General features: G+C 45.2%; 33 protein-coding genes. 3 read left to right on the forward strand and 30 right to left on the reverse strand.

Annotated features, from left to right (window positions below; translation table 11 throughout):
• Together OO778_RS23120 and OO778_RS23125 are read right to left on the reverse strand one after the other, a co-directional pair.
• Complete coding sequence (locus tag OO778_RS23120; protein WP_005391162.1) at positions 1-474, reverse strand: FKBP-type peptidyl-prolyl cis-trans isomerase; 474 nt, start codon at positions 472-474, stop codon at positions 1-3.
• Between the two features lie 13 nt (positions 475-487).
• Positions 488-1,120, reverse strand: coding sequence for a thiol:disulfide interchange protein DsbA/DsbL (locus OO778_RS23125; RefSeq protein WP_074189925.1), 633 nt, complete (start codon positions 1,118-1,120; stop codon positions 488-490).
• Between the two features lie 278 nt (positions 1,121-1,398).
• On the opposite strand from OO778_RS23125, the gene OO778_RS23130 reads away from it, so the two are divergent.
• Complete coding sequence (locus tag OO778_RS23130; RefSeq protein ID WP_041853166.1) at positions 1,399-2,025, forward strand: OmpA family protein; 627 nt, start codon at positions 1,399-1,401, stop codon at positions 2,023-2,025.
• Between the two features lie 192 nt (positions 2,026-2,217).
• On the opposite strand, the gene OO778_RS23135 is transcribed toward OO778_RS23130, so the two are convergent.
• From OO778_RS23135 to OO778_RS23205, 15 genes are all read right to left on the reverse strand, one after another.
• Positions 2,218-2,577 (reverse strand): glutaredoxin, encoded by a 360-nt coding sequence (locus tag OO778_RS23135; protein ID WP_053809555.1) that lies wholly within the window; start codon positions 2,575-2,577, stop codon positions 2,218-2,220.
• 111 nt (positions 2,578-2,688) lie between these two features.
• Entirely contained in the window at positions 2,689-3,231 is a 543-nt protein-coding gene (locus OO778_RS23140) for a hypothetical protein (protein ID WP_053809554.1), read from the reverse strand.
• Positions 3,218-3,763, reverse strand: a complete 546-nt coding sequence (locus tag OO778_RS23145) for a YaeQ family protein (protein WP_264911851.1) — start codon at positions 3,761-3,763, stop codon at positions 3,218-3,220. Before OO778_RS23145 ends, OO778_RS23140 begins: the two co-directional genes overlap by 14 nt.
• A gap of 263 nt (positions 3,764-4,026) precedes the next feature.
• On the reverse strand, positions 4,027-6,783 hold the full coding sequence (locus OO778_RS23150; protein WP_264911853.1) for a hypothetical protein: 2,757 nt from the start codon (positions 6,781-6,783) through the stop codon (positions 4,027-4,029).
• Between the two features lie 25 nt (positions 6,784-6,808).
• Complete coding sequence (locus OO778_RS23155) at positions 6,809-6,913, reverse strand: GpE family phage tail protein (protein ID WP_082038263.1); 105 nt, start codon at positions 6,911-6,913, stop codon at positions 6,809-6,811.
• A 44-nt stretch (positions 6,914-6,957) separates the two neighbouring features.
• Positions 6,958-7,257, reverse strand: coding sequence for a phage tail assembly protein (locus tag OO778_RS23160; RefSeq protein WP_264911854.1), 300 nt, complete (start codon positions 7,255-7,257; stop codon positions 6,958-6,960).
• Entirely contained in the window at positions 7,241-7,939 is a 699-nt protein-coding gene (gpM, locus tag OO778_RS23165) for a phage terminase small subunit (protein WP_264911855.1), read from the reverse strand. The genes OO778_RS23160 and gpM overlap by 17 nt, the downstream gene beginning before the upstream one ends.
• 11 nt (positions 7,940-7,950) lie before the next feature.
• Complete coding sequence (locus tag OO778_RS23170; protein ID WP_045419968.1) at positions 7,951-8,316, reverse strand: phage tail tube protein; 366 nt, start codon at positions 8,314-8,316, stop codon at positions 7,951-7,953.
• 3 nt (positions 8,317-8,319) lie between these two features.
• Entirely contained in the window at positions 8,320-9,465 is a 1,146-nt protein-coding gene (locus OO778_RS23175) for a phage tail sheath subtilisin-like domain-containing protein (RefSeq protein ID WP_264911857.1), read from the reverse strand.
• The gene (locus OO778_RS23180; RefSeq protein WP_045419972.1) at positions 9,465-9,665 is read right to left on the reverse strand and encodes a DUF2635 domain-containing protein; all 201 of its coding nucleotides are present in this window, start codon (positions 9,663-9,665) and stop codon (positions 9,465-9,467) included. Before OO778_RS23180 ends, OO778_RS23175 begins: the two co-directional genes overlap by 1 nt.
• Positions 9,665-10,234, reverse strand: coding sequence for a virion morphogenesis protein (locus tag OO778_RS23185; RefSeq protein WP_264911859.1), 570 nt, complete (start codon positions 10,232-10,234; stop codon positions 9,665-9,667). Before OO778_RS23185 ends, OO778_RS23180 begins: the two co-directional genes overlap by 1 nt.
• Positions 10,228-10,695 (reverse strand): phage tail protein, encoded by a 468-nt coding sequence (locus tag OO778_RS23190; protein WP_088879228.1) that lies wholly within the window; start codon positions 10,693-10,695, stop codon positions 10,228-10,230. The genes OO778_RS23185 and OO778_RS23190 overlap by 7 nt, the downstream gene beginning before the upstream one ends.
• Positions 10,695-11,144 (reverse strand): head completion/stabilization protein, encoded by a 450-nt coding sequence (locus OO778_RS23195; protein ID WP_264911860.1) that lies wholly within the window; start codon positions 11,142-11,144, stop codon positions 10,695-10,697. The genes OO778_RS23190 and OO778_RS23195 overlap by 1 nt, the downstream gene beginning before the upstream one ends.
• Positions 11,145-11,263: 119 nt before the next feature.
• Positions 11,264-12,328: a phage major capsid protein, P2 family gene (locus OO778_RS23200; RefSeq protein ID WP_264911861.1), complete on the reverse strand. Its 1,065-nt coding sequence runs from the start codon at positions 12,326-12,328 to the stop codon at positions 11,264-11,266.
• 43 nt (positions 12,329-12,371) lie between these two features.
• Positions 12,372-13,211: a GPO family capsid scaffolding protein gene (locus OO778_RS23205; protein ID WP_264912832.1), complete on the reverse strand. Its 840-nt coding sequence runs from the start codon at positions 13,209-13,211 to the stop codon at positions 12,372-12,374.
• Positions 13,212-13,343: 132 nt separating this feature from the next.
• On the opposite strand from OO778_RS23205, the gene OO778_RS23210 reads away from it, so the two are divergent.
• On the forward strand, positions 13,344-15,101 hold the full coding sequence (locus OO778_RS23210) for a terminase family protein (RefSeq protein WP_264911863.1): 1,758 nt from the start codon (positions 13,344-13,346) through the stop codon (positions 15,099-15,101).
• Positions 15,102-15,122: 21 nt separating this feature from the next.
• The gene (locus OO778_RS23215) at positions 15,123-16,091 is read left to right on the forward strand and encodes a phage portal protein (protein ID WP_045419986.1); all 969 of its coding nucleotides are present in this window, start codon (positions 15,123-15,125) and stop codon (positions 16,089-16,091) included.
• A 344-nt stretch (positions 16,092-16,435) separates the two neighbouring features.
• Here OO778_RS23215 and OO778_RS23220 read toward each other — a convergent pair whose 3' ends face one another.
• From OO778_RS23220 to OO778_RS23280, 13 genes are all read right to left on the reverse strand, one after another.
• On the reverse strand, positions 16,436-17,404 hold the full coding sequence (locus tag OO778_RS23220) for a hypothetical protein (RefSeq protein ID WP_264911865.1): 969 nt from the start codon (positions 17,402-17,404) through the stop codon (positions 16,436-16,438).
• A gap of 418 nt (positions 17,405-17,822) precedes the next feature.
• A complete protein-coding gene (locus OO778_RS23225; protein WP_264911866.1) occupies positions 17,823-18,329 on the reverse strand; it encodes a hypothetical protein in 507 nt (168 codons plus the stop codon).
• Positions 18,330-18,331: 2 nt separating this feature from the next.
• A complete protein-coding gene (locus OO778_RS23230; RefSeq protein WP_264911867.1) occupies positions 18,332-18,868 on the reverse strand; it encodes a lysozyme in 537 nt (178 codons plus the stop codon).
• Positions 18,865-19,107 (reverse strand): hypothetical protein, encoded by a 243-nt coding sequence (locus tag OO778_RS23235; RefSeq protein ID WP_182032943.1) that lies wholly within the window; start codon positions 19,105-19,107, stop codon positions 18,865-18,867. The genes OO778_RS23230 and OO778_RS23235 overlap by 4 nt, the downstream gene beginning before the upstream one ends.
• A gap of 144 nt (positions 19,108-19,251) precedes the next feature.
• Entirely contained in the window at positions 19,252-19,605 is a 354-nt protein-coding gene (locus tag OO778_RS23240; RefSeq protein WP_264911868.1) for a phage tail assembly chaperone, read from the reverse strand.
• A complete protein-coding gene (locus OO778_RS23245; protein ID WP_264911870.1) occupies positions 19,605-20,054 on the reverse strand; it encodes a hypothetical protein in 450 nt (149 codons plus the stop codon). Before OO778_RS23245 ends, OO778_RS23240 begins: the two co-directional genes overlap by 1 nt.
• On the reverse strand, positions 20,051-20,866 hold the full coding sequence (locus OO778_RS23250) for a hypothetical protein (protein ID WP_264911872.1): 816 nt from the start codon (positions 20,864-20,866) through the stop codon (positions 20,051-20,053). Before OO778_RS23250 ends, OO778_RS23245 begins: the two co-directional genes overlap by 4 nt.
• Positions 20,866-21,417 (reverse strand): hypothetical protein, encoded by a 552-nt coding sequence (locus OO778_RS23255; RefSeq protein ID WP_264911874.1) that lies wholly within the window; start codon positions 21,415-21,417, stop codon positions 20,866-20,868. Before OO778_RS23255 ends, OO778_RS23250 begins: the two co-directional genes overlap by 1 nt.
• Positions 21,399-22,445 carry a baseplate J/gp47 family protein gene (locus tag OO778_RS23260; RefSeq protein WP_264911876.1) on the reverse strand — a complete coding sequence of 349 codons (1,047 nt, stop codon included), beginning with the start codon at positions 22,443-22,445 and terminating at the stop codon, positions 21,399-21,401. The genes OO778_RS23255 and OO778_RS23260 overlap by 19 nt, the downstream gene beginning before the upstream one ends.
• On the reverse strand, positions 22,442-22,828 hold the full coding sequence (locus OO778_RS23265; protein WP_264911877.1) for a phage GP46 family protein: 387 nt from the start codon (positions 22,826-22,828) through the stop codon (positions 22,442-22,444). Before OO778_RS23265 ends, OO778_RS23260 begins: the two co-directional genes overlap by 4 nt.
• Positions 22,825-23,430, reverse strand: a complete 606-nt coding sequence (locus OO778_RS23270) for a phage baseplate assembly protein (protein WP_264911879.1) — start codon at positions 23,428-23,430, stop codon at positions 22,825-22,827. The genes OO778_RS23265 and OO778_RS23270 overlap by 4 nt, the downstream gene beginning before the upstream one ends.
• Positions 23,430-24,362 (reverse strand): phage tail protein, encoded by a 933-nt coding sequence (locus OO778_RS23275; RefSeq protein ID WP_264911881.1) that lies wholly within the window; start codon positions 24,360-24,362, stop codon positions 23,430-23,432. The genes OO778_RS23270 and OO778_RS23275 overlap by 1 nt, the downstream gene beginning before the upstream one ends.
• Positions 24,359-24,682, reverse strand: coding sequence for a hypothetical protein (locus OO778_RS23280; protein WP_231570804.1), 324 nt, complete (start codon positions 24,680-24,682; stop codon positions 24,359-24,361). Before OO778_RS23280 ends, OO778_RS23275 begins: the two co-directional genes overlap by 4 nt.

Consider the following 24,682-nt stretch of genomic DNA (forward strand, 5'->3'; position numbering starts at 1 on the left):
TTATTGAATCTCTAACAATTCAACATCAAAGATCAAAACACTTGCTGGTGGAATTGGGCCTGAGCCACTTTTGCCATAACCGAGCGTGCTTGGTACGAAAAGGCGGATTTTTTCACCTTCGACCATGTATTGTAGGCCTTCTTGCCAGCCTTTAATGACTTGGTTAAGACCAAACGAAATTGGCTCACCGCGATTAACGGAGCTATCAAACACAGTGCCATCAATCAACGTGCCGTGGTAGTGCACTTTGACTTTGCTTGTCGCGGTTGGGTGAACCTCACCTTCGCCTTTTTCAAGAACAATATATTGAAGACCACTTTCTGTTGTAATGACGCCTTCTTTCTTTGCATTCTCGAGCAAGAATGCTTGGCCTTTCGCAAAGTTTTCATCCGCTACTTTATGGTTTGTCCAAGTACGGTAAATGAAAAAGCCCGCCAGAATGAAAATAATGAGAGGGAACAAAAATTTAGACACGTAAGCTCCTTGTCTATTTAGGTTGTTTTAGCAAATAGTTAATGGTTTCTGCCATGGCTTCGACGCTGTCATGACCACCAGTAATGACTTGGTATTTTCCATTAACGATAAAGGCTGGAACGGAGTTAATTTGGCCGCGAGTTGTGACCGCTTCTGCCTTAGTGATGTACTCAAACAGCGTTTTTTGCTGTGCTTCATCTAAATGGTAAGGGCTGATAAGGTTGCGAGACTCAAAGGCTTTCTCTACGGCGATTTGACGTTCCTCAGCAGTCGTATCAGAACCCATTTGTACGGCAGCAAAAAGATCCGCCATAAATGCTTTGTCAGGTGTCGACTCTAGTTGCATGACTGCAGTGTAGAAGATGATGGCGCTTACTTGTGCACTCTCATTGAAAGTTACATGCATTTTTTCAACGCTTTGCTCAGTTAGCGATTCGATTTGAGGGACAAACTCTTCCATTGAACGGCAGTGGCCGCAAGTTAGGGCAAAAGCTTCTGTCAATGGCGCCAAATCATATTCTTGAAGAGATACAGGCAAAACTTCGTATTGTTTGCCTTGCTGAGGCTGAGTGTTGCCGCTATCGCATGCCGACAAGGCCATCATGGCGGCAATCACAGCAAAGCCTTTCGATATGGTTTTTAACATAATAATGCTCTAAGTAAGAAATTTGCGTTAGTTTATCGGTTAACGATAGTGACTAAAACCATTAAATAACAATAAAGTGAGACGATTGGTAACAGACTTTTCCTGATGTGTAGGCTGCAGGGAGGTATTTTGGCATCGCTTTTTATTTGAGAGATACTTGATATTGATTCCAGTGGCATGAACGCTGCATATACAAACCAATCGGTGGATAAAAGCGCTAAAGATTCGGCGTGTTTTGTCGACACAATGGACAAGAGTTTTTCTAAGTTGGTAGTGGTATGAAGCAGTGGTTTTTAATTGTTTGCGGCATTCTGACTGGGTGCAGTAGCCTTGATCAAGACATGGTTCCTGGCGGGAACATTTTAGATACAGCTCCTAAAACAAACACCGAGCTGAGACATCCTGAGTGGGGCTATCCGAGTGCTTCCAGTGTGGCTTCTTCACCTCGCACGTATCAGACTGAGAGGGCATCAGTAAAAAAGTCGCAAAATGTGACCTCTCTGGAAATGTTTCTGAACAGGCACAATATTCCTCATGAGACACTCAGTGGCGGTCACTTAATGATACGTTTGAAAGAGCAAGTGCATTTTCAAACTGGCTCTGCTCAGTTATCAGCGCAATCTCAAGACTGGATTCGAAACATTGGTCACTATCTAGCAGGAAGAACGGATGTGGATGTCGTGATCGATGGCCATGCCGATAGCACAGGAGCTGCCAGCTTTAATGACACGTTGTCAGAAAAGCGAGCTCGTGAAGTGGAAAAGCAACTACTGGCGACGAGTATTCCTCGTCAACGCGTGTTTTCTAGAGGTTTTGGCGAGTATGTGCCGCAGTGCAGTAATTCGACAGCCAATGGCAAAGCTTGTAATCGACGCGTAGAGCTAACGCTGATCGTTGATGAGTAAGGCGGTGGCTAGTCGATAAACTACGTCGTGTCGTTTTCACTGAGCCCTTATGTGTTTACTGGCGTTTCCGTCTGGGAATGAGCAAGAAGAGTGAACCCAAAGGCTAGGCACAGCAACGAGCAGCTAGACTGAATAGAAAAGAGGCACCTGTATGGTGCCTCTTTTACATCCGCCAATGTTCATAGGGGGAACTTAGGCAAATTCTTTTTCAACGTAAGCGACGATGTCAGATGACTCGTATAGCCACTGTGTTTCGCCATCTTTTTCGATACGCAGGCAAGGGACTTTAATTCGTCCACCACCTTGCTCTAGTTCAGCTCGATGAGTCGGGTTATTTTTTGCATCACGTAGCTCAATATTCACTGATTGACGCTTCATTGCACGGCGGACTTTTACGCAAAAAGGGCAAGCTTCAAATTGGTAAAGTGCGTATTGCTTTGCTTTTTCATCAATACGTTGTTGTTCTTCTGCACTGCGTTTAATACCACGAGGTGAGAACACGGCGTTCAGCAATAAGATAACCTTGCCTAAAATCCAACGGATAAACTTCATAATGATCCCTTGATGTTCATTGGGTAATTGTCCTTTAAAAATGCAATCATGATGCTTGTTGCATTGAGCGTGAAGTCTATCAGTTGTTTGAAATGGATAAAACCATGTATTTTATGCGGAAAATAAGCGTTTTAACTTGCCCCAAAAGCCGCTAGTCGAAACTGGACTGGCTTCTCTACCTAGATAAAAGCTTTGCATCAGTTCGGTTCTGAATGCATCAACATCCATGCGTTTTACAACAAGTTCGTGTTGCAATGTATTCTGAGTTTGCTCGGCATGATCGTGCGCCAAGCTAAAGTCCATATTCAAATAGCCTTGAGTATAAAGCCAAAGGTGGGTTATCAAGATAAGGTCTTCTGCGGACTGGTTAGTGAACTTATCCGCGTGCTCATCACCCAAGGAGTCAGTCAGCACTTGCTGCATTTGCTGGGCAGAATGCGCATGTTGCTCATAGTTAGCGCTGGCTTCAATATGCGACTTAGTCAAAAGACCAAGCAGGTGAAGAGTAGGAGCCGTGGTGGGTTTGTTCTCACAAACTTTTGTAAACAGTTGTGACTGTTCTTTTAACCAACGTCGCTTTGCCGCTTTATGTTCTTTAACGAAGGGAATTTCTTTGAATCCCATCTCTTGACTCAGTTCACTAAGAGACGTCATGGCTTTTTAGTTCCTTCACCGTTACTTCGACGTGTTGATCGTTGATATCAACAAAAATAGAGCTGCCGGTAATCATAACAGAAAGGCTAGTGCCTCGGTCAAGGTGCTGACAAATCAAGTCGATAGCGTCGTAGTCAAAGCTTTCTACGTTGACGGGAAGCATTGAGAACTTTCCTGACATTTTATCCCACCATACCGTCGCTTTAGTGCTATAAGTGTAGACTTTCACGTGTTTTGCTAGGCGAGAGGCTTTCTTAATTCTTTCTGGTTCTGGTTCGCCAATTTCAATCCAGTGAGCAATGCTTTGATCATCGCCAACATGCCATAAATCAGGCTCTTCAATTGTAGAAAGCCCTTTCGTAAACTCTAAATTACTTTGAGCGTTTAAGCAGTAAGCTAAAACACGAGCTAGCATTCGTTGAGGTTTTTCTGAAGGGTGAAGGGCGATAGTTAGATTTTTAGAATCGTAATAGTCGTTATTCATATCGGAAATGGCGATACGAAATTTATAAATAGTGGGCTTGATTGCCATTGTTTTTAAAGGGCTCCGAGAGTTTGAGGTGTACTATAGGTGTACCAACATGGTTTTGTTTGATTCGTAGTTAATATTTTTATGTCGGCTTTTTCCTTCTAGTAGACATCATATCAACTACTTACCATTGAGGTATACCTTAACGTATATCTAAATGTACGAATAAAAAATACAGTAAGGATTTTGGTAGAGTAATAAGCTCTCCTAACTTTGTTGCAAGTTGCGTTGAGACCACTGAGCCCGAGAGGGCTCAGATGTTTTACTCAGTAACTCCAACTCATATCCCCAACATCTAAGTTGAGGTCTATTCCTTTATCTACTTTGGCTTTTTCCACCACAACAGGTTTGTCAGACTGTATTCTTAAATCGATCTCTGACTTGTTGTTTACGGTTTGGGCTGTGAGAGGTTGGTAACCACCACTCAAGCTTGAATGGCCCAAAGGTTGGTACTTCTCGTTTTGTCTTGATTGCTTGTTGATTTGACTGCTATCGCTAGGCACGTAGTCAGTGGAGGTATCCCAAACATCTTGCTTTTGTGAGTTCACCGATTGATTGACGGTTTCATTGGTAGTGATACCTAGCTCAATATTGCGGTTTTGCATCTCCTTCATCAGTTTTGCTTGAGCCTGTACTTTGTCCGCGCCGTTTATTTGAGTTTCGATAATGTATGGATTGTAGGGCTGAATGGTTGGTGGCTCATCACCTTGGTAAATGGCTGAGTAGTATTGCTCCTCATAACTTTTCTTTGTTTGGCTAGTGACCTCATTGGTGTTTAGGCCAAGTTCAATGTTGCGGTTTTGAAGCTCTTTCATCTGCTTGGCTTGGGCTTTGATTTTTTCCTGACCATGCACTTGATGATCGACAACATAGGACTGTTTGAGCTGTTCATTTGTCACTGAGCTTGCGGTGTCACTTTGCTCAGTGATAGAGCGCTCAACCTGCTCTTTGTTAATCAGCGTGTTGGTAATATCCGTAGTCGTAACGCCAAGCTCTACATTACGGTTTTGAAGCTCTTTCATCTGCTTGGCTTGGGCTTTGATTTTTTCCTGACCATGCACTTGGTGATCGACAACATAGGACTGTTGGAGCTGTTCATTCGTCACTGAGTTTGCTGTGTCATTTTGCTCAATGATAGAGCGTTCAACTTGCTCTTTGTTAATCTGCGTGTTGGTAATATCCGTAGTTGTAACACCAAGCTCTACATTGCGGTTTTGAAGCTCTTTCATTTGTTTGGCTTGAGCTTTGACCTTTTCCGTACCTGTGACTTTGGTGTCTATCACATAAGGATTATATGACTGGTAGGTTGAAGGCTGTGCTAGCTGGTAACCTTGGGCTTGCGTTTTTTGATGGGTGGCTTTATTTGGATCCTCTTTTACTTCTTCGTCCTCACCCCAAAAGCTATTCCAGGTACTTTTGATTTTCTCGACTATGTCGCTAAAGCCCCCAAACTTTTCCAAAAGCATATCAATGCCATTGATAAAAATACCCAGTGGTGAGATGTCGAATAGAATTTCAAAGATGGAGTTCTCTGAGAAATACGCTTTCATCTTGCTAACTATCGCGGAAATGCCACCAAGCTTATCAATCAAATAGCCAGCGATAGCAATCACAGCACCAATAGCAATGATAATTTGGCCAAAAGGGTTAGCGAGAGCGACGGCATTAACGCCAATGAGTGCAAGTTTTACCCCTGCAAGAACACCAATCACAGTGGACATATTATCACTCAGCCAAAGAACGCCACTGCCAAGTGTGCGAAATGCATTAAACGCGCTTTTAACAATTTCTCTGAGTTCTGCAATTTTCTCTTCACGCCAATCCATATCTTTCATGTTCAGAGCTAGATCTTCCATGATGAATGAAAGCTCAGCCATGATAGGAGTAAGAGCACTGATTTTCAGTGAGTTGACGATCGTGTTTAGTTTGCCTAGCGACTCGCTAAATGCTTGGGCGTTCTTGGTGGATTCTGGCTCCACAGGGCCACCTGTATCATTAAGTAGCTGCTTGGCTTGTCGGTAGCCTTCCACACCACCACGAAGGACGTTAAGCATCTTTTCACTGTCACCACCAAAGAACTCATCAGCCATGAAGTTCTGTTTGGCTGTGTCGGTTTCCTTTGCGATTTCACGCAATAACACTTGATAGGCTTCACCAGCATCTTTAGCGTTCATCAGGTCTTCATAGGCTTGATGGTTGCCCGTATCTTTAAAGTAGTCATTCATCGCGCCAGATTGGAAGGTTTTCATCTCTCCCCAACGCAATGCCATTTCTTTAATTGCTGCGTCCATATCTTCCGCTTCTGCACCCGATTGAGTTGCTTGCAAGCGCATAGCCTGAAGTTCTGCCACTGGCATGTTGATGTCGTCCGCAGCACGTTGCAGCTCATCAAGTTCATTTGCAGTGTCATTGATAATAATCCCGAAGCCGGCCATCGAACCCAATACACCAGTAGTGGCAAGCGCTCCGTTTTTTACCCCTTCAACCGTTGGCATTTTGAGAGCCTTGTTGATGCCCCGCGGAATCTTCATCACCTTTTGAAGGCCAACGTATCTCTTTTGCAGCTTGGTTATTTCTTTGCCGTGGTTCTTATAACTCTGGTTAAGCCGGTTATACTCGTTATCAAGTTGCTTGGTATTGATGCCGTTTTTCTTTAGCTGCCTACCGAGTTTCTTGAGATCGTTTCTGTAATCACTTTGCTCACCAGTTAGTTTGCTGAGCTTATCCTGCTGTTTGGCAATTTTCTCTGTTAGGGCAGCGTTTGGGGTTTGAGCTGCTTTTGCCGCTCGCTTCAATTCATCAAGCTTTTCACTGGCTGCCGCGACAGCAATATTGTTCTTTCTAAGCGCGTTGAGCGATTTGTTGTAGGTATCAATCATACCCATTGAGGCTGAGTCTTCCGCTTGGGCTTTTTCCACCTTTTTCATTTCTTCGCCGTAACGGTTAGTCTCTTCACTCATTTTTTTGAGTGGTGCTGTGGTTTTGTCGATCACTCCCATGACGACAGAGAGGCTCATTTTCATAATCAGTCCTTACAAAAAAGGAGAGCTATGTGCTCTCCTGTTGGTATCGTTCTATTGCTAGCTCCCGAAAATGCAGCAGCTCGTCAAAAGTCAGTTTGTCTATTTCGCTAGGCTGCCATCGAAACGCCATTGCCAAGTCTGCATAGAGAGGCTCTACATGCGGAACGTCTTCTACTAACGCTCCGTACTGACGAAAAAAGTCGCGAGTGTTGTAAGTAGCGGTGCCCAGTTCGCAGGGTCGAGGTTTAGCATATCGCGTTCATCAAGCTCTGAGATTCGTGGAATGACTTGCTTACCTGCATCAAAATCCGCCTGGCAAATATCATTGAGGTTAACCCCACGAAGGTGACCAGAGTGTGGTTTTTGCAGCTCAACTTTGGTGATCTTAATCGTCTCTCCGCTCACCATTTTCTCAATTGGAACAGCAAGCGTGGCAATCTTGCTTGTGCCTTTATCTTTAATCGGGTTGGTCATAGCCTAACTCCTGCTTCAGTTCTTTTAGTTTGCCTTTACAGCCGCCTTTGCTTGGGTCTAGTTTCATCACTAACTCAAACAGGTCATGAGCTTCTTTACGGTTGCCATCTTCGTAGTGCCAATCACCGACCAAGCGGAAGATTTTCACTTTGAGTGGAACGTTGGTAGCCAGCTCGCCTTTTTGAAGGTCAAGAACGGCACCGGTTAGGTACTCACGGTTAAAGCCTTTGTTGGCTTTATAGGCTTCGTGCGAGTATTTGAAAACATAGCCTAAGAAAGCGGTTTGTCCGTCCATCTTCCAGTTTGAAGGGGTATCTAACCCCCCATCAATTGCGAGCCTGAATTCATCGTGAATGGTTTCGAGTTTGCCTAAATCAACATGCCATAGAAACCAATGCCACATCACATCTAGGTTGCCGTAATTCCCCTTATGGGTTTTTAGTAACTTTTGGATAAGTTGGCGGTACTTCTCGATCAACGCTTGTTTAAATGGGTCTTTCTCTTTCGAGCCGGACAACGTGCGCAGGTAAGAGACATCCTGCTTTAGAATTTGTTGGATATCTTCCCACGGTTTATCAGCAAGGCTAGGGCGAGATATGTTACTCGCCACTGTGCTTGCTGCTAACGTTACTGCTTGGGGGGCTGCGTGTTGAGCGCTTCTCTTCATCAGTATGGCTAGCATTGGATCACTCCTTATTGTGGAATCATCTCAACACCGTTAAAGAGCACTTCTAGCTGCCCGTCTTTGGTGTTCAAAGTCAGGGTTTCAACGGTCCACGCTTCTTTCAAGGTGTAGACCTTGCCACTGTCAGTTTCAACGGTGATCGTTTCATCCACAAACTCTGCGATGGTTTTTTCATCGGTATCTTTTGCGTGAATGATGGTGCACTTAATTGATGGAGCGTCTTCATAAGACTCTGAGTAGCCAAGAACGCCATCGTCACCCACCTGAGGCTCACGCTTAAGGTTACCAAAGCCAATCTCTGCGCCTTCTTTGATGGGTAAGCGCCCTAATGAGCCAGCGTTAATGACGGCACGGCTAGTAATTTTTGTTGCCATAATTTACTTCCTGAACTGAATTTTACCCGCAACAATAATCAAGCCATTCACGAACTGTGGTGAGTCTTGATAGTTGACGCGTTGTTTGTTGTTGTCATCAAGCTCGACAATCAGTGAGGCTTTATAGCCGTCAAAGTCTTGCACGATGCCTGCTAATTCCAGATCTCGGTAGAGTGAGAGAAGCTGGCTTTTGAACATAGTCGGCGTAACAATGGGCTGACCAGGCGCAAACTTGGTGCCGTCTTTGGCGACCTTATGACGAGGGTACACACTCGTGATAAGAGAGCGTTGCTTTTGGCGGTAGTACATGGCTGTCGCTGGCGTCATTACGTCTAGGTAGCTGTTATCTGCCATGCCAGCCCCATTTTCGGTGTATGCCGTGACTGGGCGCTCAACCAATACTTCCTTGGCAGAATTGACGGTATAGGTACTTAGCCCTTCATAGAGGAACAGGTTACGCTCTGCCCAATCCCATTCTCGTTCTGCAAGGCTATAAACGCCGTTTAGCTTGAGTGTTTGCAGTGGGCGACATGGGTCTATTGCCAGTGAAGGCGCGATTTGTCCAACCCATGCCCCGATCGCTTTTGCATCAGATAAGGCTTTGTCTTCTGTGTCACCAAAGTTGTTGACAGGCAAGAAGCTGATTAACGGGCAGTTACTGCCAGCACCGTAGGTAATGAGCTCCGCATGAGTGCCTTTTTTCGGGATGTAAGCAAGACCAGGGATTTGCTCTAATGCTTCATAACGCTTTTCAAGGAACAGCCCAAGCTCACGAACGGTAGTTTCATCATTGAGTGAGCACATAATGTGGTGATATTGAACATCCCCCAGTGCAGCAAGTGCGCTTGCAATGTCACCATTTTCGACACTAATCGCGAAAATAGGCATGGTTTCATCTTGCTTACGGAAGTACTCAATCATCTCAACAATGTCTGATTGGCTTGCATCTTTGCTGAATTTATCAGCAGCGATGCTTTCATCCATACATAGCGTGACTGTGTTTGGGGCAACCTTTGCTTCAGCCACCGCATTACCAATAGCAAGAATGCATTGCAGGTCTTCGGCGCTGTTGGCCAGGCTGTTGTCAATTTCGATATAGACACCGGGCACTCGTGCTGTGCTTGGTACCTCTTTAAAGCCAATTCCCATTAGTTCTGCTCCTTATTGGCTGTGGCTTTAGTAGTGGTTTGGACTTCCACCACGCTTTTGTCGCTAAGGCGGCGTAACCAATAAGCATTGCGAGGTTTGATTTCACCTGCGGCTTTTAGAGGATCGCGTGTCTCTGGGTCTCGAACGACCAGACCTTTAGCGGGTTTAATTTTGAATGTGGGTTGTTCAGTTTTTTTCATTACGCTGCATCCTGTAGTGCAAAGTGTTCTGCAGCCATCGCCATGAGTTCGCGCTCTAGCTTTGGTGTCCAGCCGATAAAGGCACGTTGTGGCATTTCATAGTTTCGCTTGGTGAGAAGGCCACCTTCCCAACGACCCGTTTTATTATTGAAAAAACCATTTACTCGAGTTGAGAAGGTGATTTTTGAACCTTCGTTGTGCTCTCGGCCTACCTTGCCTGCTATGCCTTTTAACCCGACCGCAAAGTTTTCTTCTGAAACCTCTGTTCGCAAACCACGAATAAAGCCATACAACATGTTTTTGTTGTTCACGGTGTTCAGTGCAGCGTGTAAGCGTCTATGTTTTTCGCCATGTTTGCCGTGTTTACCACGCGATACCACAGTTACTTTGCGGCTGGTTCGCGCTTGATATGGGTTGTTCTCAATATCACGCTGTGAACGGATTTGACTGCGGAAAAACTGACGTGCGTGATTCGCCATTTTTTTGTTTAACTCAAATTTTTCTGTTGCAGTGAGGACCAGGCTTTCAACAATCTGAGTGAGTTGCTCTGGGGTTTGAAGTGTTAGCATGGCAAATCATCCTGATGACCGATGAGGTGAACCAGCTCACCGAGCTCCTCTAAATCAGCAATTTGCTCAAAGTCACTCACACAGCGATAACGAATGTCGTTTTGCAGCCAGTCACCTTGCACATCCTCTTCCAGTGAAAACTCCTCACTCAAATCAATCTTAAGGCGGATGTCGCACTTACCGTCGTCGAGCAATTGGGTGGCAAAGGTAGGGAAAGGCAGTCCTTTGCTTGGTCGCTCTGGGTCATATTTGTTCAACCAGCTCACCAAGTGCATGAACAGTGCTTTCGGCCGAATCGCAACATCTTGCATGTCAACCACCGCGGTGTAGTCGACGGTAAACCCATCGACTTGTTCCGCTTGAGAGGAGAACATCACTCCGTTCTCTGCCCAAACCGTTAAGTTTTTGGCGTCGGTGACATGCTTCTTAAATAGCTCGGTTAAACTTTGTAGTGATTCCATTACACAACCTCAAAACAGTAGGTTTCTTCACCGTTAATCAGCAGGTCAACCGCTTGGCGATATTGCACTTCGCAGTGCTGCTTTTTATCGGTGAGTGCTTGTTGTCTGTCGGCAGCTTCGGCAGTGGTGTCACTGCTGAGTTGGATGCCAATCAATTCACTAGCAGTAAGCGCAAACACGGCCTGCTTGTAGAGAGTCTCGCCTGAATCTTCATCTTCAAACCGTACTTGCGACAATTCGTTCAAGTGAGCAAAAGGTTCAATGGTGTCCTTTAGCTCTCGGTGCACCTTTATGCGCGATACCGTTGCTTGGTGCAGAATGCCCGGCTCTGTCTCATTGCTAAGGAAATGGAACAGAGACTGAAACTCTGACACCTTGAGCGCTGGGTATTTGTCAGTTTTTGGTAGCTCTGAATTAAAAATCTCATTTTTATCACCAACAAATTGCATTGCTTCACGCCTTTTGGTTGAAAAATGCGGGCAGACAAACACTGAAGACTGCGCAGGCATTGGAGTAACCCAGACAGTTAGAGTGTTAACGCCCGCATTGAGGGGGTGTTAGTTAAGGGTTATACCCATGCTCCGTTAATCCAGAGCTTGACGTTTTTGAACTCGACAGCGGCCGCTTTGCCCAACTCTTCAATGACGTAAGCCATGTTCATTGATTCGAAGTTTTCCACCTGGTCTTTGGCGTCATTTTTCTTACCAACAGAGCGACGTACTGAATCAATCTGAATGTATAGAGATAGGTTGTCGTAGCTAGTGACCATGATGCCCGTTGAAGGGAAGCCCGGTACTTTTACAGCGGGTAGGCCACCATAGGTTCCAATGACTTGAAGCTCTTGGATCTTGCCTTTTTCGCTTGGCGTATTGCCGTGCGCTTCGTAGAACTTTGCTTTGTCGTAACCAAGCAGATCAGAACCGATAATAGCGACTAAGTTACTGTCGTCTTCGCAGGCAGGGTGAAGCAGCGTTTTAACGTTAAGCACGGCTAAATCAAGGTTGATAAAATCACCTTTCTCTTTGCCTGCTGAACCATCACCACCTTCACCGATACGGATCTTGCTAGAGCCTTCTACTACTTCTGAAATCAGTCGGTCAGCATTGTGAGCACGCATCGCTTGATACCAACCGATATTGACATCTTCACCGTGTGGATTAGCTGCGCGGTCTGTGGTCTTCGCAACACGCTCGCCATACCAACCAATCGTGACTTTATTAGCATCAATCTGCTTACGTGTTTCAGAAGAGACGATCTTGTTGAAGTTTTTGTCGTGTGCCCATGCGTCTAACTTTTCATAACGGATTGCCGTATCAAAGTTGGTTTGTTCACACATGTATGGCATAGCGCCAATACTTGAAAAGTCTGTCGGTTTGCGCTCACCTTCGCCAGAGGTATCGGTACGGCTGGCAATCATGCCTGTAACACCAAGGCCGATAGATTCGCCTTTCTGGTTTTTAACCGGCACAACGTTTACTTTGCCTAAGAACCAGTTGCTCTCACGGATTTGAGCGATGATTTTCTGGGTGCCGTTTGGTGTTACGTTAAACTTCTGAGTTGGGTCGGCTACATCATTTTGTTCACCGACCTTTTTAATGTAAGCACTCAGCTTCGTTTCTGTTTTTCTATCCATTTCACTACCTAATTGAATTCGTTATTGGTTGAGAAAGAACGCGTTATAGATACAGTTCTTCTTCGCCGTCTGAGCCCGCTGCTTGACGCTCATCTTCGTCAGTAAGTTTGCTGAACTTTTCGATTGTGCCGCTCAGTTCACCAACTTGGTTTGAAAGGGTTTCTACCTGGCTCTTTAGCTTGGTGAGTTCGCCGTCATCGCCAGTATTATCAGAGCCTTCTTCTTGGCTTTCTTGCTTGTTGTTAGCTGACAGGCAAGTCACGAGCTGACCTAACTGACTGTTTAGCTCTTTGTTCTGCTCAATGCTTTGCTTAAGCAGCTCTTCAGTTTCTTTACTCATCTCGGTTTCATCCTCTTGTTGAGAGAGCTGCTCATCAGCGTTATTGCCGTTGAGCCAGCATTTAAATTTGTTAAATAGGCTTTGCTCTGAGTGTTCAGAGTCCTGCACAGAGAGAGAAGACAAATTCACGGTCTGCCCTGTAGACACATAGGTTTTGTCAGCAGATTTATTTGACAGTTGGATTTGCGTAGTGCCAAGAGAAGCAGGGTTGTCAGTCAGCGCTAAGCCTGTGAGATAGGCTTTGCCTGTTTTGCCAAAGTCCTCTTGATACTCAACAGACGTATGCAGTAACTGACCATTTTCAACAGTGCGTAGAAGCATTGAGTTAGGCTTTATGACTGCCCAAAGCTCATCATCTCGTTTTTCAGTAGACAAGACTGAGCCGTATTTCCAGCTCCATTGAAAGTGCTCTTCGTTGATTAGAGCGTTGTACTTTTTCGGGTCGTAAGTTTCAGCAATGTCATCAATAACCTGCTGTGGCACCTCACGCCCATCGACGGTTGGGCCTGCCTTCAAAATACAAATTGGCTCAGACTTGAACATCATTTCTCTCCTAAATTCGATGACTCCAATCTAACGAATGCCCTTATCTTTTTGTATTCATGGTGATTCTAGAACTCTGATATAGAAACCGCTCAGGCTGAGTAATTACGGAGCCTGTAGCACTATGCAAGCATGGATACCAATGTAGTTACTGAGAATGAGCCAATCTACACCCATGCGCAGACCCAAGCGCTGGGGTTGTACTTGCGCCAATATAAACCTGCCGAGATTGCAGAGCAGGTAGACGTTGCCACGCGCACTGTACAGCAGTGGATTTCACGCTTTGGCTGGAAAAAAATGCGGGACGATTCGCCCGTAGAACTGATGCTGCGTCAACGTATTGCTTACTTGATGTGGATTGACCACAAACTAGAGTGTCAAGAACGTGAGCTGAAGATGCTGCTAGACCAGCACTACAAGCGAGTGGAGGCTGATAAAAAGCGCAGCCGGCCTGCTGGAAGTGGGGAAGGGGAGAGCAAGCGAGGACGCAAAGCAAACAAGGTCAAAAACGATATCTCTCACATCACCAAAGAGATGTTGGATGAGTATCGTGAGAAGACGTTTTTTGAGTACCAGAAAGAGATCCACCGGCACAAGCAAGATGATGCGATCAATGAAATCCGCTTTTACCTTAAGTCTCGCCAGATTGGTCTCACGTTTTATTTTGCATTTGAAGCCTTTGAGGATGCCGTGCTTAACGGAGATAATCAGGTGTTTATCTCGGCCTCTAAGAAACAGGCTTACATCTTCAAGAACTACATTCGGAAGTTTGCCCTAGAGATTGGTGATGTCGACCTTAAGGGTAAAGACGACCTTGAACTGAGTAATGGCGCCAAACTAGGTTTCATGTCGACGAACGTGTCGACATCTCAAGGCTTCAACGGTCACATGTATTGGGATGAGGTTTTTTGGATCCCTCGCTTTGCCGAGCTGGACGACTACGCTGGCGGTATGTCTATCCAAGCGAAGTTCCGCACGACCTATATTTCCACCCCTTCGACTATGGCTCACGAGGCGTACCCGAAATGGGAAGGTAAGAAAGAGCACAATATCGACATCAGCCACAAGGCACTAAAAAATGGTGCGTTGGGGGAAGACTTTATCTTTCGTCAGATGATCACCGTCGATGATGCGATAGCCAAGGGTGCGAACTTCTTCAACATGGATAAGCTGAAGCGCAAATACCCAGTTAAAGAGGTATTCGATAACTTGCTACGTTGTAAGTTTTTGGATGACAGCGCTTCGTTCTTCTCTCTTAAAGCGCTACTGGGCTGTAAAACAGATACGTCACTTTGGAATGATGTGGACCATGAAAAAGCGCACCCTGTTGGTAGTGAAGAGGTATTGGTGGGCTATGACCCAAGAGGCGGCGGAACCGGGGACGGCTCAGACGATGCTGGCTTGGTGGTTTCTCTCAAGCCAAGGCGTAAAGGCGGCATGTTCAGGTTGATTGAACGTATGAGGCTAAAAGGCTCTAGCTATGAGCAGCAAGCAGAGTCCATTCGCGCCATTACGGAAAAATACAATGTTGTCCATTTAGCGATAGATACAAGCGGGGTTGGCTCTGCTGTTGCAGAACTGGTGCGTAAGTTCTACCCGGCATTGATTGAGCTGAACTACTCGCCCGAAATTAAACGGATGATGGCGTATAAGGCGCGAGAAATCATTAACAATGGTCGATTGCAGTTTGATGCCGAGTGGGACGACTTGGTGCATTCCTTCCTGATGATCCGACAGCAGACGACCAATATTAGCAACCAAGTAACGTTTGTTTCTAACCGAAGTAAGATTGGCTCACATGCTGACCTTGCTTGGGCTTCAATGCATGTGATGTGTTGGGAGCCGATTGATATTAATACCGACGATGACACCACCGTTGAGATTTTCTAAGCCAAACCGTGGAGAGGCAAAGTGATTGAAATTGAATTTTCGAACCCTGTGAGCGTGATGAACAGTGACATACTCAGTTACTTAGAAACCGCGCTGATTGATGGATTGTACGAGCCACCTATCCCGCTTGATACGTTAGCAAAGGCTCTACGAGTGAATCCCATGCATTCCAGTGCGATTGAGTTTAAGCGCAATACTTTGGTATATGCGATCACCTTAAGTGGTTTGCTCTCTCGCCAAGACTTAAAGCGCTGGTCACAAGATTACTTAACCTTTGGGAATGGCTATTTGCAGGTAATTCGTAATTTTGGGGGGCGAGGTCAGGTGGTCAAACTTAAACACCTTCCAGCGTTATATATGCGACGCCGTGAAGATTTAGGTTGGACGTACAAACCCAAAGAGTACGACGATGACGGACGAATCGACTTTAAACATGGTCAGGTGTTCCATCTTTGTGATTACGATGTTGCCCAAGAGATTTACGGTTTGCCGGCACATGTGAGTGGGCTAACCTCAATTTGGCTGAATGATGATGCCACGCTCTTCCGTCGTCAGTATTACCGTAATGGTAACCATGCAGGCTATTTGCTTTATATGAATGATCCGAATATGAGTGACAAGCAAGAGCAAGAAATCAAAGACAAACTCAAGGCGAAAGACGGCATGGCGTTCAAAAATATGTTTGTCAATGCTAAGGGGAAGGACACCAACCCGCCAGAACTGAAGCCGATTGGTCAGGTGGAAGCGAAAGACGCGTTTAAGGACGTAAAGAACCAAACCATGAATGACGTGCTAGCCCTCCACCGTGTTCCGATTGAGCTGATGAGCGTTCGCCGTGAGAGCATCACATCATTGGACTTAAACAAAGTGGATTGGTTATTTCACAAGAATGAGTTATTGCCCCTGATTGACTCCATGAAAGAGTTGAATGACTTTGTGGGGCAAAAAGTTATCAGTGAGAATGAGTATAAAAAACTCGAAGTTGCTTAGTATCGAGCTGAGATAGATTTGTTTCTAATTATATTGACCCATGCGCGATCTTACAGGGCTGATAAGTACCATCATACCTATGAATACAATGCCTATCTGACCTATCCAACGGTTTTTTACTTAATTATTGGCTTCGTTCAACAAATTTACGTTTGAACATCAGTTGTTCTTCAGTATTGTTCGGTTGCTTAAGGTGTTCGAGCAAACGCCGGGTTGTCCGTTTCTCTTAATATACATCTGACTATTGTGGTGGTTAATTAAAGTTTTTTTAAGTCAATGCTATAAAAGAATGCCAGCACAAGCTGGCATTTCGTTCTTTTGGCTAAAATATTAATGGAAAGAGCTTAGTCATTAAATGACGATAGCGCACTCTTCAAGATGACCTTATTGTAGTTTTTATCTAGATCGTCCTTATAAGGTGTGGACTTTCCATTTCGGAAGCTGTAGTACGTTTGAATGGAAGGCAGTGAGAAATCATACTGAACCTTAGACACTCCTTTGTACGGGTACAGGGAGAAGTGGAATAAAACGTCACCTTCATTTGTTCTAAAGAAACCAGACTTCTCTGAATCATTTTTCTTATTTGAGCTCAAATATGTAGAATTGTGGAGGCGCTGTATATTTGCAAAAGCGGTGACATCATCGTTAGATAATGTGGTGCTGCCATTATAACGTGTTGTCGCGGGAATTGAGATGGCTATTCCTTCCAGCTCTTTTAGTTTTGAGTTAACTTGTTTTCTAAATTTATCAAAATCAAATTGAAAGTTTTCGACCTTAGTGCCGTTGTTAAAATATAACCCTCGCTCAAAGTGCCCCTTATTGCCCTCTCGATTCTTGGTCTCTCTTGGAGCGATAGTGAATACGTGATAGTCACCTTTAGTGGTAAATCTCATATCAAGCCAAGGCGCTTCATAAGAAATAACTTTGCCTTCACCTAACTCTTTTGAGCTGATAAACGTGTTAAAAGCATTACTTCGGTCAAAGAAGTTAAGGCTATTTTTGTCAAAATCAGCGATGGTTGAATAAAACTCAACTTCGGATGCAGCCCCGGACTCATGAGATAGGGCATAATGGACTCGTTCCCTAAATTCTTTGAGGGGTACCTTTGCTGAAATCCTAACTTGGTAAAAATACTGATCTCCTGATTCATGCCACACTGCATAGTCTGCTGGCTTAGCTCGTTCTTCACCTAGGTTTCCAATGTCTTGAAGTGTATTTGTAATGTTATTTGCTACATCATCAATAGTAGATTGGCAACCAGATAATGAAAGGGTAGCTACTAACACTGTAACTAGCGGTCCATATTGTCTCATATTACAACCATTCCTTTATGCACATTGTATACTAATTGGTCATTAACTCATATTAAAGGCCCGTAGCGCAATATGATTAACAGTGCATTGATTCATAATGTTGATGAGTAGCTCAATTTATAGGCTTTAAAATACTTAATGCTTAAAAAAAGGAGCTGAATCTGACTCCAATTCACAATTTATATAGAAAGAAATGAGACGCCGTTTACTGCCAATAATAACCAAGAATTTTGGCCTCCTCTTGACTCAGGGGGTAAGCTCAATAAATAAATTGCGAGCTATATCAACAATACTGGACGCTTACCTACGCGACTTTCTGATACCCAAAATTGTCCGCATTTTCTAATTTAAGTGATTAATCTAAGAAGATTTGGTTCAAGTATCAAAGATGCCATACTGCTCGTAACTCAATGTATTTTCATTTCAGCTGCGCAGCAATCCACCGCTGTAATGTTCTTAGGCGTTGAGCATTTTCTGCACATGTCTGAATGTTTGCTACATCTTCGGCTAGGACTTCTGCATCTCGCTGGTATGGAGTGGTTGCGGTGGTACCATCAGTGACGGTGGCGGGTTGCTGAATACCGATTGCTCTATTATGCGCTCGCACGGACTCGGCGCGGATGTGCAGCCAGTCAGCATCATTAGCAATGCACTGCTTATTAGTATTTTCTTGGGCATACTCAATCACCTTTTTCTCTATAGTTCGATATTGAATTCGGATGTCAGGTTGTTGCTTGGCAAGGATAACAGCTAGGGTAAAGGCTTCATCTTGCTTTTGTTCATACTTATCAAACAGGGCATTCTGCTCTTGTTGGGCTTTGGCTAAAGTCGTCGTTACGCCATAGTCATAAGAGAGATAAGCGATAGCAGTAAAAGCAGCAACGACGCCAAGGTTTTTAACTAACGTGAGGTGGCTTGCTAACATGATCACCACCCATTCAAACAGACGTGTTGTTCTTTGTTTCTGCGTTTGGGAATGCCACCACAGTTGCTTTCGACAATGAGACAGTTCTTACCATTTACGTAAATCCATCTAGGGTATTGTTTACATGCTCCAATGTTGTCGCCCTGGTTGAACTTTTTAAGGAGAGTCGAGCTTTTGAAATTGCCTGCCCCAAGGTTATAAACAAAGCTCACCATCATGTCGTATTCGCCTTGTTTTGGCGTTTTAGTGATGTACTTTTTAACCACCTTCTCAGCCGCAGCAACGCTTTCAACAAACTTCTCTGCTGCTTGACGTTCAGTAATCTTGGTGTGTTCTGTTACACCTTTGGTATGCCCGAGCCCGACAGTCCAAACATTGGCGCTGCATTGGTAGGCTTTAAGCCGGCATCCTTCTTCATTAGCGATATGACGCAAGCCGTTTTCGCTCACGCTCAGTTCTGAGTCAATATTAAAGACAATGGCAAGTATGGAAGCGACAGCGCAAACCGTACCCTGAATCGCTCTTGTTTTAATCGTCATGCGGCGCCATCCTCTTGAGCGTTTAATTTAGCTAGCTTCGCTTTGTTGAGCTTGATGGATACGGCGTAATGTTTAATCGCCATAATGCCAGTGATGATACCTACTGCCGCGGCTATTAACTGCGCGATATCATTCACACCAAAACTCACCATGGTGGATAAGATAGAGGTGATGGCTTTCTTTATCCCGGTGGCATCTAACAGCGATACGACAAGCGGTTTTGCTCCAGTTTCGTTCATTTAATTTCTCTCGTAGCTTGTGAATAGTGCCCCCATGAGCCAGTCTAAATTGCTGAGTTTTAAAGGGTAGTGGTTGGATTTCTAGTGGTGGGATATAGAAGTGTGAGTAAAAAAAAGCCCCAGAGTGGGGCTTTGATGTTGGTATTAAATGATGATTGGAGTTCCGCTATCTGTAACTGGACGTTGTGGACGTTCGCCATGCGGAAAGTCTGGTGTCGATGGGTAGTCACGCAGTACTTGTTTGTAAGCTTCAACCTCTGCGAAATATGGGAAGCTTTCGCCGTAGTTTTTCGCATCAACGTAATCGAGCTCTTGATTGCGCCATACTTTTTCTTGATCAATTTTTGTTTGCTCTCGCTGCTCTGGTGTTGTAGCCGTTTGAGTTAGAGCACATACGAGCTTACCGTTAAGAAACAGTTGTTGAGTGTAGCGTTCTCCGTTCTGAGGGCGAACATTCACTTCTTTGCCATCGATGATGAATTTAACTTGTTTATGCATTACTGGACCTCTACGTCACACCAACCTATATGAGCAGCACCGCTACCGCCTAACTCAATTGTTAAGGTTTTAAAGGGCACTCCAATCAGTGCAAAAATGGATGGATAGGAATTTGATGACTCCGAACTAGCATTGTTTTTATTCAGATACACAAATGCAGTATCACCGCCACTATCTGGCGGCAAAAGAATGTCAACTCCATCTATTGTGAGTCTTCTAATATGGACAGTGTTTGGGCTTCCGGTCGAATAGGCCATGTTAATGATACAGTGTAGGTCGCTTGGCGCACTAATATTCAAAACCGCACCGTTAGCGGTAGAAAAGAACATTGCACCGTATACCCATCCAGAATTCCCGCCTTCTGTACTGTCTGGCATGGTGATTGACGGTTGATTAACAACTTTATAATTCATTCCTGAAGCCGCAGGATTTTTTAAGTCTGTGCTCATACGTACCACTCCCCGTCAATAAACATGAATAAATACTCTACATGAGATGTCACCACGTTCACCGTTGTGTCTTTCTCTCCTGTTGATTGAATCGTAATTTGTTTACCGTCTGGCGCATCAAACGATAGTTTTTCTCCCCCTGGAGAAACAGGTATCTCCACGCGAACGCGACATACGCAATCGCTACCAGGTGTAGGCAGTTTTATAGGCTTGAGCACTTTAAAAATGTTGAGCTTGTTGAGCGCTAGTTCATCGTGTTGGGTTTTTATGACGTTTGGCTCGCTATTTCTACTCAACGCCGTGCTTAATTTCTTCGCTGTTACTATTCGCTCATCATCAACGCCTGCGGCCACTTCTGCATCTGTCGCTACTTCAGCAATACCAGGTGTCTCTTCAGTTGCGTAAGGAGTCGTTGCCACTTCGACAGTAATATTGTCGATGCGTGATGCTGAAAGGTTTAGGTCAAACACCTCAGTTACGATGGAGTTAGCACGCTTTAGAGTCATCACTTTGCCATCGTCACTGTCCACACCAAATAGAGTTTGGGCTTCATCGTCTAAGTGGTAACCGATCTCTTTGCCTTCAAACTCTTCCTTTCCAACGAAGTCGGCTTCAAAGTGAAGATGGCCTGTTTTAATGATGCGGCCACGAATCACAGGCTTGCGGATGATTTCCGCGCGTAGCTCGGTTTGGTCTTTGGTTGGGGTATAACCTTCTGTGCCGATACTGATGTGAGATATTTTAAACTCGACACCCAGATCACCGGCACGAACGGATGCAGCTCGACCTGCATCTGTAATTACTAGCGCCATTATTGAGTTACCTCGTGTGTATGTGTTGTCCGGATATGCCGCGCATTTGCAAGCCCTGTAAAGTGCTCGATGGTTGGGCATATTTCGTATTGATGAATATTTCGCGTGACTTGGTAGTTAGCGGCTTGCACGTAAAGCGTGGTCTCGTTGTTGTAGATCCATTGAATCTCAGTATGCGGTAGTCGCTTATCTTCAAAGGCTTTCCATGCATCCCCGGCGCTTGAGCGTGACGATGACTTAAGCGAGACATAAATGAGATTCGGTGTTGCTACGTCGTCGTAAACCGTGCCGCTTTCTTTTCCTGTCACTTCAAACAGCAGGTCTTGATAGTCATTGATTTTCCAGCCAAAGAGATCATCTTTAAGCTCTGCAAGTAGGGATAGCTCTACTTCGTCATGCGTGGTTTTGAAGTCTTGTGCCATGCCCTCAATCAGATTGGTCAGCTCTTTGTTTTCGACCTCTTGCCAGTAATCGCCTTTGGGTAGTAGTGCACGGATAGAGTCAGCAAAGTCGCTCTCGCTGTAATCAATGATTAAGTCGGAGGTGTCCATGTTACGCCTCCTATTGTGTGAATTTGATTGTTCTCAATGGTCACTTCATCAAGTGGCGCTTTGAGAATAAAACCACTGGTAATCTCTGCTACCACCAGAGTGATGTCCGTTGGGGTAATTGGTTCCGGTTTTTGCGTCTCTTCATCGATCACTCCCATCTTGCCTTTGATTAAGTCTTCCAGTGCGGTGATAACATCTTCACGTACGCTTTCGTCTTCAATGCCCTGGATCTCAATATCAATCGGCATTTTCTGAGGTTGATGAGCAAATGGGTGACAACCTGCAAGTCGGTTTGTCTCAAATGCTTGCTGGACCAGGTTCATCACTTCATCACTGACGGCAGGGTTGTTATTTCTTGCACCTATATAAACCTCAACCATGCCGCGCTTTGGGGTGTTATCGAGTGCCCAAGCAAAATCGACATCAGCATGAGCAGAAATCGCCCATGACTCATAGTCTTCACGTTTACCGATCATTTGGTTTTTATTGAAGGCATTAACTACGCGGCCTCGCCAGTGTTCAAGCTCTTCAATGCCACTACCGCCACTAATGCCGAGGCTAACAATGTTGTTTGGGTCTACGCCGTTGAGTGCTTCTGTCAGCTTAAGCTTTGCCCCGTTGGGTAGATTGCTATCCGTACCTGCTTTAAGCGCGATGACCGCTACCGCTTCGTCGCTATTTTGCTCACGAACGGTTTTGTATTCGTTGCCGGCATCATCAACCAGTACTCGACCTTTGGGGATGGTCACGACCGCCCCTGTCTGGAAAAAGCTCACTGGCCCCGTAGCGAACTGAGGTTGTAAGCGAGGCTCTTTATGCCTTGTTGCATGTAGGTATAACCAAGCCTCCGAACAGCTTTCTGGGTGTAGCTCTCGAAACAACAGGTCTTGATAGCCATACTGCCCATAGCTAACACCTGCAATGGCACTGGCGATGGCATCAATAGCAGGGTTGTTTTGACCTGTTTTCGCTATGAGCGTTGCTTTGGCTCGGTCAATTAGGTATTTCAGGCTGCGTTGAGTGCTCATAGCTCAACCTCAAACTTGGTTCCATCGGTTAAGGTGATCATAACGTTTCGTCCCATGACATTAGGTGCTTCTTCCCATGTGGTGACATCAATGCGTTTGGCGTAGCCTTCATCAATCAGCCATTGCAGGGCATCTTGATAAAAACGCCTGGCTAAGCTGATGGTTTGAGCTGTGACTTTATCGCGCTTAAGTGTCCAATCACGTGAGCCGACAATGTTCAGTAGTTCGTTGCTCCAAGTACCGCCGCGCTCGTCGCTGTCCATTCTTGCTCTATCGTTCTGAGTAGACTCAGCATAGTTATGAACACTTTGTTGTACGGCGTGGGTCATCCCCTCTTTTGAACTAATGGGGGAAGTTAGGGCGTTAAGGTTAAAGCGGTTCATTGATTGGGCCCTTGTGTTACTTTGCCTGCACCATCATCTTGGTAGTTGTGTGTATGCTTCTCGACACTTACCCCACCAAACGTCCCTGATTTACCACCAACAGCGCCGGCTGCGCTGATATTTTTCGTCACAGATAAACTTCCGCCTATGCTTACATCACCTGAAAATGATGACTTTGGTGCTGTTATTGAAACTGATGGTGCTTTCACCGAGGTTTCTTGCGTTGATGTGACCTCAATCTTCGCCATTGAGTTAATTTTGATGCCGTTATTGGTGAAGTGGACGAGGTTGCCTTTATCGTCCAGCACTGCCACTTCACCAGGCTCTAGTTCAATTTGGTGGCGTTCGTCTTCCACATTCACGGTCACACCACGAGCCGTCACCCCGCCAATAAACAGGTTGTAGGTTTTGGCGCCCACTAAAGGGCGGCTCATAAACCCGTAGTTGTGGACGCGCTTTATCTTGTCGTTCGTACGACCTGTGGCAGTTTTGATTTGCAGCATTCCGGTGGTTGCGCCTGTCACGGTTCCTGTTCCGGTAATATTCTTAATACGCGCCATTAACCGTTGTTGCTGTTGCTTTTGCGCGATGGAGCGATGCATTACTTCTGCTCCTTAAATGGTCTGAATAGTTCAATCGATGTACTTGCTGAGCTTTCGGATACCCGTAGGCTTAAAGCTTTAATTACGAGCATTTCGTTAAAACCTTGTTGCTCATCCATCACTCGTATCACTCGGTTTAATCCATCAATAGCAAGCTCTTGGAACACGTCAGCAATCGTGCTAGTTGCGGTGAGGCTTTCGGCTATGGCGAGGTCACGTTCATACCTGGCGCGAGAAAAACAGGCCTTTGCGTTTTGTAATTGGTCACAGATGATCACCATGACTCTTTGCTTATTCACGTTAGGGTTGGTGATGACCGCGTATGAATCATCCCACGCACCTTGAACCTCTGTGTGGTAGAACTGCTTGTTAAAGGTACGCTTAATACCAAGGCTTTCGATGTTTTTACCCACCTGTAGGCCAATACCTTGTATGGCTGCGTGAGCTGTGTGCTCAATAGTTAGAACACCATTGCGCTCAATCAGCATGTAACCCTGCTCACGGATGATTTGAGCAATGTTATCAACGGGTGATTCAGCCGTAATTTGAAACTCATCAACCAGGGGCATGGCGCCTATCCAGCTTTGTACCGACAGCCCGAACGGTTTCGCGATGTTTGCCAGCAGCTTGGCTACGTTCTGGTTATAGAGCGCATCCATAGTGATACGTGAATCAATCATGTTGGCACTTCTGGAGCGGCCAGTGATTGTTAGTTTGTGAGCGCTGCTTTCGGTGCTTGAATCAGTATCATCAATTTGCCCGATCAGAATTGGCTTATCATCTAAACGAAATTCAACAGGCAAAGGTGAGGTAATGCTCATCGGCGGAATGTCTGCACTGAAGGTGTGCGCAAGCTGCTCTACAGAATAGTTCAATGATGCCGAGTAAAACGGTACAAGGTTACCGCTGATAAGTAATGTGACTTTCTTCATTTCACATTCCTCACGGCAATATCACCACGCATAAAGAGTGGATGTTGCAATGCGTTCAAAGCCGTCACCATCGCTTCGCTACTTTGCTCATCATGAGCGAGGGCTAGTGCCGGTGTGTATTTTGGTTTCACCACGGTTCGGTGCGGCGTAATACCTGCAATGACTTTATCGCGCTGAGTTTGTACGTTGCCTTTGAGAGAAGTCAGACTTTCATACAGCTCCAGAGCTTCTACGGTAGAGTTGGCTGTTACTTCTCCTATGTTGGTATCAAGCGCAGATAGCAGGGCGTTGAGATCGTTTAAAATGACATTGCTATTCAT

The sequence above is a fragment of the Vibrio sp. STUT-A16 genome, assembly GCF_026000495.1.
GTDB lineage: Bacteria > Pseudomonadota > Gammaproteobacteria > Enterobacterales > Vibrionaceae > Vibrio > Vibrio diabolicus.